We start from the raw sequence: 13,146 nt of genomic DNA, 5'->3' as shown, positions 1-13,146 counted from the left end.
TATATGACCCGCTTCGCCTTCACCGTCGAATTTGACGGTCGCCCCTTCATGGGATGGCAGCGGCAAGCGCATGGGCCGAGCGTGCAGCAGCGACTTGAGGATGCGATCTTCGCGGTCACGGGCGAGCGGGCGGTCATCCATGCCGCGGGGCGCACCGATGCGGGCGTCCATGGGCTGGCGATGCGCGCCCATGCGGAGATCGACAAGGATATCGCCCCCTTCCGGCTGATGGAGGCGGTCAATGCACGGCTGCGGCCCGATCCGGTGGCAATCCTGGCGTGCGAGGTGATGCCGGACGACTGGCATGCGCGCTTTTCCTGCGTAGGGCGATCCTATGTCTATCGCATCGCCAATCGCCGCGCGCCGCTGACCTTCGACCGGGGGCTGATGTGGCGGGTGATCCAGCCGCTGGATGCCAATGCGATGCACGAGGCGGCGCAGTTCCTGGTGGGGTTGCATGATTTCACCACCTTCCGATCCGCCCATTGTCAGGCGCATAGTCCGGTGAAGACGCTGGACCGGCTGGCGGTGGAACGCGACGGCGATCGCATCGCCATCCATGCGGCGGCGCGATCCTTCCTGCACCATCAGGTGCGGTCGATGGTCGGGTGCCTGGCAATGGTCGGCATGGGACGATGGAGCGCGGATGATCTGCGCGCTGCGCTGGAGGCGAAGGATCGGGCGGCGCTGGGCCTGAATGCGCCGCCGGACGGGCTGTATTTCGTGCGCGCCTCCTATCCGGACGACGGCGTCAGGTGAAGGCGGCGACCCGCACCTGATTCTTGCCGGCGCGCTTGGCGTCGCGCATCGCATCGTCGGCGCAGGCGATCAGCCAGTCGAGGTCGGCCGGGTCGGGCCTGTCGGTGGTGACCAGGCCGAGACTGCCACTGATCCCGATGCCATAGGCGGCGAGCGCCAGTCGCACATCTTCGGCAAGGGTGGCGACGGCGGCTTCTTCCCGGTTGGCCAGCAGCACCAGAAATTCGTCGCCGCCCAGCCGGGCGATCACATCGCCGGCCTGCGTATGGCTGCGCAGGATCGCGCCGATATCGGCCAGGCACGCATCCCCGACGGCATGGCCGTGATGGTCGTTCACCTGCTTGAACCCGTCGAGGTCGAGGAACAGAAGACTGGCGGCGCGGCCCGTCTGTGCGGCATGGATCAGCATATATTTGGCGCGACAGGCAAAGCCGCGTCGGTTGAGCAGGCTGGTCAACGGATCGTGGAGCGCCTCGAAACTGGCCTGACGCAGGTCGGACAAATCCTCGATCACCGCGACGTAGAATTCGGGCCGGTCATCATCATCGCGCACCATGGCCACGGTCAGGTTGATCCAGATCACCGTGCCGTCGGAGCGGATATAGCGTTTTTCCATGGAGTAGCGGGGCAGTTCGCCGGCATTGAGCCGCGCCAGCAGCGCTTCGTCCGCATGGAGATCGTCGGGGTGGGTGATCTGCTGAAAGCCGGTGCGGATCAGCGTATCGGCATCATAGCCGCTGATTTCGCAGAAGCGCGGATTGACCGTCAGGAAATGGCCGTCCAGCCCGACATGGGCGATGCCGATCGGGGCATGGTGAAACGTCGCCTCGAACCGGCGCTGCGCCCGCCCCAGTTCCATCATCATGTTGCTGCGCGAGTCGAGCAGATCGGCCTCCACCACGGCAGGCAAAGGATTGCAATCAAAGGGTTGTGCAAAATCGTCGTGCAGATGGCGGCTCATGCGCCCTTATTGATGGCGAGCGGTAAATAGAGACTTTACCGCGTTGCGCAGTGGTCAAATTTTCAGAGCCGGGTGCGGAAGGGCGTGAAATTGGTGCCGGCATCATAGACGTCCAGCCCTTCGCGGCGCTTGAGGAAATTCACGACCATATAGGTGACCGGGGTCAGCACCGCTTCCCACAGGCATTTCATGCCCCAGTTGGTGACCATGACGGTCAGCACCTGCATATGGGTCCAGGTGCCAAGGAAGGCGAGCGGATAGAAAAGCAGGCTGTCTACCCCCTGTCCCACCACGGTCGAGCCGATGGTGCGCATCCACAGATGCCGCCCTTGCGTCAGCAGCTTCATCTTGGCGAGGACGAAGCTGTTGGCGAACTCGCCCGCCCAGAAGGCGACGAGCGAGGCGAAGACGATGCGCCAGGTGCTGCCGAACACCGCTTCATAGGCGTTCTGGTCGGGCCAGCCCGCTGCCGGTGGCAGGACGACGACGACCCAACTCATCAGCGCCATGAACAGCATCGCGACGAAACCGGCCCAGACGCAGCGGCGCGCGCGGGAGTAGCCATAAACTTCCGTCAGTACGTCGCCAATGACATAGCCGAGCGGGAAGAAGAGGATGCCGGCGCCGAAGGTGAAGCCGCCCAGCGTCGACAGCTTGGCCGCACCGATCAGGTTGGATAGCAGCAGTATCGCGACGAAGGCCGCCATGAAGAAATCATAATAGCGCAGCGGCCGGCTTCCCAGCGAATCCGCTTCGATCTTGTGAACCGCCCCATCCATCATACAGACGATGCTTATCGCGCAGGCGGGCGATTGCAAGCCACCGCCAGCCGGGTCGCCGGTTTCGTCATTTTGCTGCACCGCAATATTGCATTGCAGCATTTCTGGTCGCTTCATCCCCTTGTGGCCACGGCCCGTCCCTTAGCTGCCCACTTTTGCGCATGGGCTGCCTATGTCCGCCCTTCCTCGCATGATGCCGCAGCGGCGTCGCACCTTTCACGGTCGCCTGTTCGACCCCTCATCCGCCCATCGTGCGCGGCGCGAGCTTTCGCGTCCCGGTGGCGGGACCGGAGACATATATGTCCACTTCCAGCGCGCATCGCGCGCATCTTGGCTGGTTCAAACGTCGTCACGACCTGAAGGTCGACGACATCACCATCGTCGACAAGTCGCAGTTGAACCGGGCCGTGGGCGCGGCTGCGCTGGGCAATGCGATGGAATGGTTCGATTTCGGCGTCTATGGCTATCTGGCGGTGACATTGGGCCGCGTCTTCTTTCCCGCCGGCGATCCCACCGCGCAACTGATCGCGACATTTGCGACCTTCACGGCCGCCTTCCTCGTCCGGCCGCTGGGCGGGCTGGTGTTCGGGCCGCTGGGCGACCGATACGGCCGGCACAAGGTTCTGGCCTTCACCATGACCCTGATGGCAATCGGGACTTTCGCCATCGGCCTCATTCCTTCCTATGAGCGGATCGGCATGGGCGCGCCGATATTGCTGCTGGTCGCGCGGCTGATCCAGGGCTTTTCGACCGGCGGCGAATATGGTGGTGCGGCGACCTTCATCGCGGAATATTCGACCGACCAGAAGCGCGGCTTCATGGGGAGCTGGCTGGAGTTCGGCACGCTGGGCGGGTATATAATGGGTGCTGGTACGGTCACGGCGCTGCAAATGACGCTGGGCGATGCCGATATGCTGGCATGGGGATGGCGCATTCCATTCCTGATCGCGGGGCCGCTGGGGCTGCTCGGCCTTTATATGCGACTGAAGCTGGAGGAAACGCCCGCGTTCCGCGCCTATACGCAGGAAGCCGACAAGCGTGAGCTGGATCGCCTGCCGATGACCGCCCTGCTGCGCACCCACTGGCGCCAGTTGGTCAAGTGCATGGGGCTGGTGCTGGTCTTCAACGTCACCGACTATATGCTGCTGACCTATATGCCCAATTATCTGAGCGTCACCATGGGCTATGCGGACAGCAAGGGGCTACTGCTCATCATTCTGGTGATGCTGGTGATGATGCCGCTCAATATCGTGGGCGGGGCGATCAGCGACCGGCTGGGGCGGCGGCCGATGATCATCGGCGCCTGTACCGCGCTGATCCTGCTGTCGGTGCCGTGCATGTGGCTGATCGGGACGGGCAATGACTGGCTGATCTTTGCCGGGCTGATGCTGCTGGGCGTGACCCTTGTCTGCTTCACCAGTTCGATGCCGTCGACCCTGCCGGCGCTGTTCTATACGCCGGTGCGATACAGCGGCCTGTCGATCGCGTTCAACATTTCCGTCTCGCTGTTCGGCGGGACGACCCCGCTCGTCACCGCTTGGCTGGTGAGCCGGACCGGCGATCCGCTGGTGCCGGCCTATTATCTGATGGGTGCGGCGGCGATCGGCATCCTCACAATGTGGCGCGTACGCGAAACCGCCGGCATGCCGCTGCGCGGTTCGCCCCCGGCGGTCGAAAGCCGGGCGGAGGCGATCGCGCTGGTGCGGGGCGATCAGCCCGTCACGGTGGACGCCTCGCCGCCCATGCTGGTCCAGCCGGGACAGGTCAGCGGATCGGCGGCGCCAGCACCCGGCATGGCCTGACGATCTGGCGGCCGGAGCAGTCAGGCGATTGCAACCGGCCGGATCGCCCGCTATCGCGGCACGCGCACGGCCCCGTAGCTCAGTTGGATAGAGCATTCGCCTTCTAAGCGAATGGTCGCAGGTTCGAATCCTGCCGGGGTCGCCACCGAATCAGAAGTTGAAGATCAGCATCGCCAGGCCGAACAGCGTCAGCATGAAGGCGAAGGCGAGAAAGCCCAAGTCCGGTTTGTCAGGATCTCTCATCAAGCCTTTCCTTCATTGCGTGTCAGCAGGTCATCGATCACCGTCATGGTGAAGATCGGGTCGGCGTCCGCCGGCACTTCCGCGACGGCATCGACAAAGGCGGCGCGGGTTGCGGGTTCATCATAGACCATCTTCCGATCGAATGCCGCACGCCATGTCGCCTCGTCCGGCCATTCGGCATAGCCGACGAAACGGCCATCGGCATCGCGATGCAGGCGGGAGCCGTAGCTGCCATATTTTTCGCGGATGAGGTCGGTACCGCGACACCAGGCGGTGCGGAACTGCTCTTCCTTGCCGGGATGAACCCGCCACCAATAGACTGCGACGAACATCGACTCTCTCCTTGCCTTTCAAGGAGAATGAGCCGGATCGGGCGAGGGTTCCAATAGTCTTGCCGGCCCTCCCAAAAGCGCGGGAGAGCCGGCATAATGACATTACAGAATCGTCTGGCCGGTCTTCGCCCAATCGGCGGCAAAGCCTTCCAGGCCCTTGTCGGTCAGCACATGCTTGGACAGCATACGGATGACGGCGGGCGGCGCGGTCATCACGTCGGCGCCGATGCGGGCGCTTTCCAGCACATGGATCGGATGGCGTACCGACGCGACCAGGATTTCGGTGTCGAAGCCATAATTGTCGTAGATCAGGCGGATATCGCCGATCAGGGCCATACCGTCGAAGCCATTGTCGTCATGACGGCCGACGAAAGGCGAGATGAAGCTGGCGCCGGCCTTGGCCGCGAGCAGCGCCTGATTCGCCGAGAAGCAGAGGGTGACGTTGACCAGCGTACCTTCGTCAGTCAGCGCCTTGCAGGTCTTGAGACCGTCGATGGTCAGCGGCACCTTGATGCAGACATTGTCCGCGATCTTGCGCAGCACTTCGGCTTCCTTCATCATCGTCTCATGGTCGAGCGCGACGACCTCGGCGGATACCGGGCCATCGACGATGCCGCAGATTTCTTCCACCACTTCCAGGAACTTGCGGCCCGACTTGTGGATCAAGGACGGGTTGGTGGTGACGCCGTCCAGCAGGCCGGTGGCGGCCAGATCGCGGATGTCGGCGGTGTCGGCAGTATCGACGAAGAATTTCATGGGATGCTCCGGGGAGGTTCGAATCGCGCCCCTTTAGCGGTTGCGGGCGGGATTCGCCATGTCGGACGCGGCGATTTGCATCTGGCGCACGCTGCGATTAAGGCGCGCGCACCTTTCCAAAGGACCAGACATGCCCCGTTTGCGCCGCGCCCGCCTGATCGCGGGGCTTTGCCTGACCCTGTCCTTCGCCTGCCAGGCGCGGGCCGCGACCGAGGAAAGCCAAGCCTGGCTGACCGAACTGGCAACCATCAGGATAAGCCCGACCGACATCGTCACCGTCGATTCGAGCCAGCGCCTGCGGTCCGACGCCGATAGTGGCGGCGAGCAATTCGTCGCGCGGATCGGGCTGGACCATGCGGTTGCCCCCCATCTGCAACTGGGCGGCGGCATCGCCTATCTGGAAAGCGAGACGGACAAGGAATTGCGCCTGTTCCAGCAGGCGATCGTCACCAGGGGCATCTGGCTGAGCCGCACCCGGATCGAACAGCGATTCTTCAGTACGGCGAACGATCCAGGCTGGCGGCTGCGGCAGCGGATACAGGCATCCGTGCCGATCGACCGGGCAAAGCAATGGACGGTCATCGCCGCAACCGAACTCTTCTTTCACCTCAATCGCGCCCGGCCGGGCGACAAGACCGGCCTTGCCATGATGCGCCATCAGATCGGCCTGCGCCATCCGGTCGCCAAGGCGATCGATGCCCAATTGCTCTATATGCGGCAGCAGAATTTCCGCGATGGCCGGCCTGATGTCGTGTCGCACATCCCGTGGCTGACGCTGAGCTGGCGACTGTAGGCAGCAAGCCATTGCGCCCCGCGTCCAGCGCTTTAAGGACTAGGGCCATGTCGTCTCGCGCCCGTGTCCTGATCCTGAACGCCGCCCTGGGGCCGCTCGACTATCGCGTGCCGCATGGCATGAGCGTGAAGCCCGGCAGCATCGTCGTCGCCCCGCTGGGGCCGCGCCAGTTGATCGGCGTGGTGTGGGAAGAGGATAGTTTCCCCGATAGCGAGACGGTCGGCGACAATCGGCTGCGCAACCTGATCGACGTGGTGGATGCCCCGCCTTTGCCCGAAACGCTGCGGCGGCTGATCGAATGGACGGCGGACTATTATATGGCGCCCCCGGCCGCCGTGCTGCGCATGGCGCTATCCTCCATGGCGGCGCTGGAGGGTGCACGGACCGTGATCGAATATCGCGCCACCGGGGCCGTGCCCGACCGGATGACCGAGCAGCGGGCGCAAGCATTGGAGCGGATCGGCGATCGACAGGGGTTGATCCGCGAACTGGCGATGATCGGCGGGGTGAGCGACGCGGTGATCCGCGGCCTCATCAAACAGGATATCTTCGAGCCGGTCGAGGTGAGCGTCGATACGCCCTTCCCCATGCCCGATCCGGCCCATGCGCAGCCCGTGCTGTCGGAGGCGCAAACGAGCGCAGCGGAACAGATGGCCGACGCCGTGCGGGCGCATGACTTCGCGCCCTTCCTGCTGGATGGCGTCACCGGCTCCGGCAAGACGGAGGTCTATTTCGAGGCGATCGCCGCCGCGATCCGCGCCGACCGGCAGGTGCTGGTGCTGCTGCCCGAAATCGCGCTGACCGAACCCTTTCTGGAGCGGTTCGAAAAGCGGTTCGGCACCGTGCCGGTCAACTGGCATAGCGGGTTGCGCCAGAGCGAACGGCGGCGGGCCTGGCGCGCCATCGCTTCGGGTCAGGCGCAGGTGGTGGTCGGCGCGCGGTCGGCGCTGTTCCTGCCCTATCCCAATCTGGGCCTGATCGTGGTGGACGAGGCGCATGAGGCCAGCTTCAAGCAGGAGGATGGCGTCCATTATCATGCCCGCGACGTGGCGGTGATGCGGGGCCTGATCGAGAAATTTCCGGTCATTCTGGCGTCCGCTACGCCCGCCATCGAGACGCGGCATCAGGTGGAGTTGGGCCGCTATGCCGAGATCAAGCTGCCCTCGCGCTATGGCGGGGCGGAGATGCCGCGGATCGAGGGCGTCAACCTGCTGACCGATCCGCCCGAGCGCGGCCGATGGATCGCGCCTCCGCTGGTGAAGGCGATGGACGAGGTGATGGCGAAGGGGGAGCAGAGCCTGCTCTTCCTCAACCGGCGCGGCTATGCGCCGCTGACCCTGTGCCGCCATTGCGGATACCGGTTCCAATGCCCCAATTGCACCGCCTGGATGGTCGAACATCGGCTGACCCATCGCCTGGCCTGCCATCATTGCGGCCATGTGATCCCGGCTCCGCGCCGCTGCCCGGAGTGCAAGGAGGAGGACAGCCTGGTCGCCTGTGGTCCGGGTGTCGAGCGGATCGCGGACGAGGTGAAGGCGCTGTGGCCGCAGGCGCGCATCGCGCTCGCCACGTCCGACACGCTCTGGTCCCCGGCCCGCGCCGCCGATTTCGTGAAGTCGGTGGAGGCAGGCGATGTCGATATCATCGTGGGCACGCAGTTGGTCACAAAGGGCTATCATTTCCCCAACCTGACACTGGTGGGCGTGATCGACGCGGACCTTGGGCTGGAGGGGGGCGACCTGCGCGCGGCTGAGCGGACATTCCAGCAGATCGTGCAGGTGGCCGGCCGCGCCGGGCGTGGCGAGAAGCCGGGCAAGGTCTATATCCAGACGCGCATGCCGGGCAGCGAGGTGATCCAGTCGCTGATCGAGGGCGATACCGAGCGTTTCTATGCGGTCGAGACGGAGAACAGGCGGCGGGCCAACGCCCCGCCCTTCGGCCGGTTCGCCGCGATCATCATATCGAGCGAGGATGCGGACGAGGCGGTGCAAACCGCACGGCTGATCGGCAAGTCCGCCCCGGTGATCGAGGGGATGCGCGTCTATGGCCCCGCCCCTGCGCCGCTGTCCGTCCTGCGTGGCCGACACCGCCACCGGCTGCTGGTCCATGCCACGCGACAGGTGGATATCCAGGCGGCGATCCGCGAATGGCTGGGCAACCTGGCGTGGAAGTCAGGCACGCGCGTCGCGGTGGACGTCGACCCCTACAGTTTCATGTGATGGACAGCCCCTGCCGCAACCTGTGCGCCCTCGACCGCGACCGGCGTTATTGCACCGGATGCGGCCGGACGATCGAGGAGATCGTCCACTGGCGCAGCCTGGGCGATGCGCGACGGGCCACGATCATGACGCGGGTAAAGGATTTCCAGCCGGAGCGGCTTTCTTCTCCGCCGCCTGCGCGTCATAGCCCGCCTTCATCCTGATCGCGGCTTGTCGCATGTCCGATCCGTGCGGTGAAAAGGCGATCGGATCAAGCATGATCGACGCGGATTCATATTCGCCGCGATAGGCCATCGCCTGCGCGATCTGGAAACGATAGTTGGGATTTTGCGGCAGCAGGCTGAACGCCTTGTATAGGCCGTCATAGCCGATATCGGGCATCTTGCCCCCGCGCATCGCATGATAGCGGTAGAACAGCGCGAGCGGCACGGGATCTTCCGTATCGGCGCGGTTGGCGCGGACGATGGAGGTCAGCGCCGCCTTCCAATCCTCTGCCTTGTCGCTGTCCTGTGCGCGGGCCAGCAAGGCTTCGGCGCGGACCGCATAGGCGCGCGCGGATTTGGGGTCGATCGCGATCGCCCGATCGGCATCGGTCAGCGCCGCGTCCGCCTGCTCGGCTTCCCATTCCGCCTCTGCCAGCAGCGCGAGCGCGTAGGCGCTGTCGGGATATTTGGCGGCAGTCGCGCGGATGGACGTGACCAGAGCCGGTATCTCATCCTGTTGCGGCCGGTGGATGAGGTGCAGTTCATCCTCGATCAGAGCCGCCTGCGCCGGATCGACCGGAACGACCGTGATCGCGCCGATATTCATCTCCTGCGGCTTCAGCACCGACATGGAGAGGCGCTTGCGCATATAGGCCTTGAGTTCCTTCTCCAGCCCACCCAGCCCGCCTTCGAAATAGCTGTCGACCTGTACGTCCGGCTTCCCCTGCGCCAGATCGTTGAGATAGCGGGTCATCCCCGTCGTATAGCCATTCTTGTTCTGGAAATAATAATGGGTCAGCAACCAGGCCGTGCCATAATAGCGATCGCCATCCTTGAGATTCAGGCCATCGGTCGTGCGTGACAGCAACTGGGCAAGCGGATAGGGCTGGCCCAGCACCAGACCTGGAACCCGGCCCATCGGCACCTTGGCGAAATGGATCGATCCATCCTTGGGGAAATCGACGACCGAGAAAAATTCGGCGAACCCCTCCACATACCAGGCCGGATAGGCGGCCGGGAAATGGTGCAGCATGAAATGGTGGGTATATTCGTGGAACAGCACCTCTTCGGCGCCCATGTCGAACTTGCCGGTCTTCGCGCCACGCGCGAGGAAGGCGTAAGCCGTACGATCGGATGTCGTATAATAGCCGGCGATGTTGGGATTGCGGGCCAGTTCCTTCACCTTGGCTTCGCTGGACAGGAGATAGACCTTCACCGGACTGCCCTTGTCCGGGCTGGTCACGCCGGTCAGGCGACGCAGGAGATAGTCGAACTTCTCCAGCCGCTCGGCAAAGCCGCGCAGCGTTTCGTCCCTGCCCTCGCTATAGACGGTGAAATGCTGCGTCTGCGCCTGCCACCATGCGGCTTGCGCCGTGCCCATGCCCGTCATGGCCAGCCCCAACCCGGCCAGCGCCCTCATCCAGAATCGCATTGATCCACTCTTTCCCCAAAGACCTTGATGACAGGGTGAAGGAGTGCCGCGTGGATGAAAAGATGCAATTTTCCCGTTACTTGCCTTTTTCCTTGGCAAGCAGCGCCCGTTTCTTGTCCAGTCCCCAGGCATAGCCGCCCATGCTGCCATCGCTGCGCACCACACGGTGGCAGGGAATGAGGACTGCAAGACCATTGTCGCCACAGGCCGTGCCCGCCGCGCGGACCGCGCCGGGACGGCCGATCGCACGCGCGACATCCCCATAGCTGCGCGTCTGCCCCGGCGGGATGGCGCGCAGGGCGGCCCATATCGCCTGCTGGAAAGCCGTGCCGGCAATGTCTGTCGGCAAATCGGCGCCGGCCGCCGGGTCATCGACCAGCGCCGCGACCCGCGCCGCCATCGCGTCCAGCGCCGCATCGGCGGGTTGCAGGTCGGCATGCGGGAAGCGGGCATGCAACGCCTCGCCGCCCTCGCCAAAGCTGATGCGGCACAGCCCCTTGTCCGTCGCGGCCACCAGCATCGGCCCCAGACTGCTCTCCACCGTGCGCCAGCGGATCGTGGCTCCGCGCCCGCCTGTCTTCCATGCCGTCGGCGTCATCCCCAGATGAGCCTGCGCATCGGCATAGGCGCGGCTGGGGGCGTTATAGCCCGCCTCGTAGATGGCGGCCGTCACGCTGTTCTCGCGCCCAAGAGCCTCCTTGAGCCGCGCCGCGCGCACTCCACGCGCATAGGCGGCCGGGGTCAGCCCCGTTTCCCGTTTGAACAGGCGATGAAAATGATGGGGGGCATAACCGGCATGGGCGGCAATCGCCTCCAGCAGCGGCATATCCTCCGCCGCCTCGATGAAGGCGATCGCCCTTTCCACCGCGATCCGGTCCCGCCCGACCTCGTCCGGGCGGCAGCGCAGGCAGGCGCGGAAACCCGCCGCCCGCGCCGCGGCGGGATCGGGCAGGAAGTGCATATTCTCCCGATTCGGATGCCGCGCGGCGCAACTGGGCTTGCAATAGATGCCCGTGGTGAGGACGCAGCCGACGAACAGGCCGTCCAACGCCCGGTCGCGACGCAGGAAAGCATCCCAGCAGGCATCCGGGTCGGGCATGCCCGGCAGGGGAGAAGGCGCAAGGCGAGTCATCTGGTTCATGACGATATGGGGTAGATGATCGCCCGTCGCCATGCTTCCCGCGCCTTGCGTTCAAAGCATTTCATCTTTTTCCACATTGCGCCGCGCGCGCCATGCAATATTGATGCGCGCAACCATGACCGCCCTCCCCCGCCGCTTCGCCCCGATCCTTGGCTTCACGCTCGCGCTGTTGGCGCCTGTGTCTCTCCATGCCGAACAGCAGGACATCGCCGCCGCCGCGCGCGGGGTGGTGCGCGTCGCGCTGGTTGCGACCGACGGGTCGGACGCCTATTTCGTCGGCCATGGCAGCGGCTTTGCGGTGGCGCCGGACAAGGTGCTGACCAACGCCCATGTGGTGGAGCTGGCGCGCGAGGAGAAAAATCTCGTCATCGGGGTGATCCCTTCAGAGGGCACGAAGACCTATGGCGGGCGAATCATCGCCTATTCGCCGGGCAACGACCTGGCCCTGATCCAGTTGGAGGAAGGGCGCCTGCCGGTGTCCACCTTCTATGCCGGCGCAGTGACCGATGGCCAGCATGTCACCGCGATCGGCTATCCCGGCACGGTCGACCGGGCGCAGGGCCTGGGGCTCAAGCAACTGGTGCAACCGCTCGCCACGGTGAAGACCAGCGGCAATATCTCCTCCGGCCGCGCCAGCCAGAGCTTCGACACGATCCTGCATACCGCCCCGCTGGCGGCCGGCAATAGTGGCGGGCCGCTCGCCGACGACTGCGGCCGGGTGCTGGGCGTCAACAGCTTCGGCTCCGTGTCGGACGGCAATGACGCGGAGTTCGGCTTTGCCGTGTCCTGGCGGGAGGTCGCGTCCTTCCTGCGGCAGGCAGGCGTGTCGTCGTTGCATAGCGTCGTCCCCTGCCGGTCGATGGCCGAAGCGGATGCGGCCGATGCCAGCATTACCCAGCGCGAATCGCAGATGACCGAGCAGAAGAGCCGCGCCAGCGCCGATGCCCGCGAGCAGGCAGTCGCCCGCGCCCGCGACGCGGCCGAGCGTGACGTCATCACCGCGCGGGAAAACGCCATGGCCGGCGCGGCCGTTCTGCTGGCGCTCGCCGTGCTGGGCCTGGGGGCCGGCGGGCTGTTCTACAGCCAGGGCAAGGAACGCAAGTCCACCTGGTTCCTGGCCGGCGGCGGCGTTGCGCTGCTGGCGGCGCTGGGCCTTTTCTTCCTGCGCCCCAGCTTTTCCAGCGTCGATGAACGGGTGAAATTGCCGGAGGACAAGAATGTGGTCGGCAACGGCGCCTTCGCCTGGACCGGCGAAAATGTCTGCAAGGTGGATCTGGCCCGCAGTCGCCTGACCGTGTCGCAGCCCAATGATATCGGGCTGAACTGGGCCGATGGCGGATGCGTCAACGGCGACACCCAATATGTCGCGTCAGGCACGGTCTGGCAGCGGGCCACCGTGCCCGACGAAGCCAATTATGTGACCAGCAGCCAGTTCGACCCGGCCACCGGCACGCTGCGCGTGCAGCGCTGGCTGCCCGACCTCGACACGATGGACAAGGCACGCGCCCTGTTGAAGGAGGGTCCGGGCAAGGGGCCGATCAAGGGTTGCGGCAGCAACTCCGAACTGCTGTCACGGATCGCGACGCTCCAGAGCGACATGACAACGTTGCTTCCGGCCCAACCCAACGAGCGGATCATCTATCATTGCCAGAAGGGACGGCTTGCCCCGACCGATCCTGCCGATTGACCGATTCGTCGCAGTGGAAATACTCAGTCAAATAGGGCG

At 64.8% G+C, this 13,146-nt stretch carries 12 protein-coding genes and 1 tRNA gene; 7 read left to right on the top strand and 6 right to left on the bottom strand.

The genetic code is table 11. The annotated features are described in order from the left end of the window. The first annotated feature begins 3 nt into the window (after nt 1-3). Nucleotides 4-759, top strand: a complete 756-nt coding sequence (gene truA, locus ASE85_RS10595; protein ID WP_056687567.1) for a tRNA pseudouridine(38-40) synthase TruA — start codon at nt 4-6, stop codon at nt 757-759. On the opposite strand, the gene ASE85_RS10590 is transcribed toward truA, so the two are convergent. Together ASE85_RS10590 and ASE85_RS10585 are read right to left on the bottom strand one after the other, a co-directional pair. Next, nucleotides 752-1,720, bottom strand: a complete 969-nt coding sequence (locus tag ASE85_RS10590) for a sensor domain-containing diguanylate cyclase (RefSeq protein ID WP_056687565.1) — start codon at nt 1,718-1,720, stop codon at nt 752-754. The genes truA and ASE85_RS10590 overlap by 8 nt on opposite strands. A 62-nt stretch (nt 1,721-1,782) precedes the next feature. Then, nucleotides 1,783-2,502, bottom strand: a complete 720-nt coding sequence (locus tag ASE85_RS10585; RefSeq protein ID WP_056688676.1) for a queuosine precursor transporter — start codon at nt 2,500-2,502, stop codon at nt 1,783-1,785. 296 nt (nt 2,503-2,798) lie between these two features. Between ASE85_RS10585 and proP the strand changes: the two genes are divergently transcribed. After that, on the top strand, nt 2,799-4,301 hold the full coding sequence (gene proP / locus ASE85_RS10580; protein ID WP_056688675.1) for a glycine betaine/L-proline transporter ProP: 1,503 nt from the start codon (nt 2,799-2,801) through the stop codon (nt 4,299-4,301). Nucleotides 4,302-4,369: 68 nt separating this feature from the next. Next, nucleotides 4,370-4,446: transfer RNA gene (locus ASE85_RS10575), tRNA-Arg, on the top strand. A gap of 97 nt (nt 4,447-4,543) precedes the next feature. Here ASE85_RS10575 and ASE85_RS10570 read toward each other — a convergent pair. Both ASE85_RS10570 and fsa read right to left on the bottom strand, forming a co-directional pair. After that, on the bottom strand, nt 4,544-4,876 hold the full coding sequence (locus ASE85_RS10570; RefSeq protein ID WP_056687563.1) for an antibiotic biosynthesis monooxygenase family protein: 333 nt from the start codon (nt 4,874-4,876) through the stop codon (nt 4,544-4,546). A 102-nt stretch (nt 4,877-4,978) separates the two neighbouring features. Beyond that, entirely contained in the window at nt 4,979-5,632 is a 654-nt protein-coding gene (gene fsa, locus ASE85_RS10565) for a fructose-6-phosphate aldolase (protein WP_056687561.1), read from the bottom strand. Nucleotides 5,633-5,762: 130 nt separating this feature from the next. On the opposite strand from fsa, the gene ASE85_RS10560 reads away from it, so the two are divergent. Genes ASE85_RS10560 through ASE85_RS22390 form a run of 3 tightly spaced genes read left to right on the top strand, consistent with a single transcriptional unit; the run spans nt 5,763 to nt 8,847 of the window. Next, nucleotides 5,763-6,425: a DUF2490 domain-containing protein gene (locus ASE85_RS10560; RefSeq protein WP_056687559.1), complete on the top strand. Its 663-nt coding sequence runs from the start codon at nt 5,763-5,765 to the stop codon at nt 6,423-6,425. Nucleotides 6,426-6,472: 47 nt separating this feature from the next. Further along, nucleotides 6,473-8,644, top strand: a complete 2,172-nt coding sequence (locus tag ASE85_RS10555) for a primosomal protein N' (RefSeq protein ID WP_056687557.1) — start codon at nt 6,473-6,475, stop codon at nt 8,642-8,644. Continuing rightward, nucleotides 8,572-8,847: a DUF1289 domain-containing protein gene (locus ASE85_RS22390; protein ID WP_327196616.1), complete on the top strand. Its 276-nt coding sequence runs from the start codon at nt 8,572-8,574 to the stop codon at nt 8,845-8,847. The genes ASE85_RS10555 and ASE85_RS22390 overlap by 73 nt, the downstream gene beginning before the upstream one ends. Here ASE85_RS22390 and ASE85_RS10550 read toward each other — a convergent pair. Further along, nucleotides 8,768-10,279 carry a hypothetical protein gene (locus ASE85_RS10550; protein WP_056687555.1) on the bottom strand — a complete coding sequence of 504 codons (1,512 nt, stop codon included), beginning with the start codon at nt 10,277-10,279 and terminating at the stop codon, nt 8,768-8,770. The two genes, ASE85_RS22390 and ASE85_RS10550, sit on opposite strands and share 80 nt — an antisense overlap. 76 nt (nt 10,280-10,355) lie before the next feature. Next, complete coding sequence (locus ASE85_RS10545) at nt 10,356-11,420, bottom strand: bifunctional transcriptional activator/DNA repair enzyme AdaA (RefSeq protein WP_056688674.1); 1,065 nt, start codon at nt 11,418-11,420, stop codon at nt 10,356-10,358. Between the two features lie 115 nt (nt 11,421-11,535). Between ASE85_RS10545 and ASE85_RS10540 the strand changes: the two genes are divergently transcribed. Continuing rightward, a complete protein-coding gene (locus ASE85_RS10540; protein ID WP_056688672.1) occupies nt 11,536-13,107 on the top strand; it encodes a S1C family serine protease in 1,572 nt (523 codons plus the stop codon). Nucleotides 13,108-13,146 lie beyond the last annotated feature (39 nt).

Origin of the sequence: Sphingobium sp. Leaf26, from assembly GCF_001421665.1 — a bacterium.
Taxonomy (GTDB): Bacteria; Pseudomonadota; Alphaproteobacteria; order Sphingomonadales; family Sphingomonadaceae; genus Sphingobium.
This window is presented reverse-complemented; position numbering and strand designations above follow the sequence as displayed.

Coding starts and splice junctions, on each gene's coding strand:
- ASE85_RS10550 (WP_056687555.1), bottom strand. CDS start 10,279: ATGCGATTCTGGATGAGGGCGCTGGCCGGGTTGGGGCTGGCCATGACG.
- ASE85_RS10590 (WP_056687565.1), bottom strand. CDS start 1,720: ATGAGCCGCCATCTGCACGACGATTTTGCACAACCCTTTGATTGCAAT.
- truA (WP_056687567.1), top strand. CDS start 4: ATGACCCGCTTCGCCTTCACCGTCGAATTTGACGGTCGCCCCTTCATG.
- ASE85_RS10570 (WP_056687563.1), bottom strand. CDS start 4,876: ATGTTCGTCGCAGTCTATTGGTGGCGGGTTCATCCCGGCAAGGAAGAG.
- ASE85_RS10545 (WP_056688674.1), bottom strand. CDS start 11,420: ATGAACCAGATGACTCGCCTTGCGCCTTCTCCCCTGCCGGGCATGCCC.
- proP (WP_056688675.1), top strand. CDS start 2,799: ATGTCCACTTCCAGCGCGCATCGCGCGCATCTTGGCTGGTTCAAACGT.
- fsa (WP_056687561.1), bottom strand. CDS start 5,632: ATGAAATTCTTCGTCGATACTGCCGACACCGCCGACATCCGCGATCTG.
- ASE85_RS10540 (WP_056688672.1), top strand. CDS start 11,536: ATGACCGCCCTCCCCCGCCGCTTCGCCCCGATCCTTGGCTTCACGCTC.
- ASE85_RS10585 (WP_056688676.1), bottom strand. CDS start 2,502: ATGATGGATGGGGCGGTTCACAAGATCGAAGCGGATTCGCTGGGAAGC.
- ASE85_RS10560 (WP_056687559.1), top strand. CDS start 5,763: ATGCCCCGTTTGCGCCGCGCCCGCCTGATCGCGGGGCTTTGCCTGACC.
- ASE85_RS22390 (WP_327196616.1), top strand. CDS start 8,572: ATGGCTGGGCAACCTGGCGTGGAAGTCAGGCACGCGCGTCGCGGTGGA.
- ASE85_RS10555 (WP_056687557.1), top strand. CDS start 6,473: ATGTCGTCTCGCGCCCGTGTCCTGATCCTGAACGCCGCCCTGGGGCCG.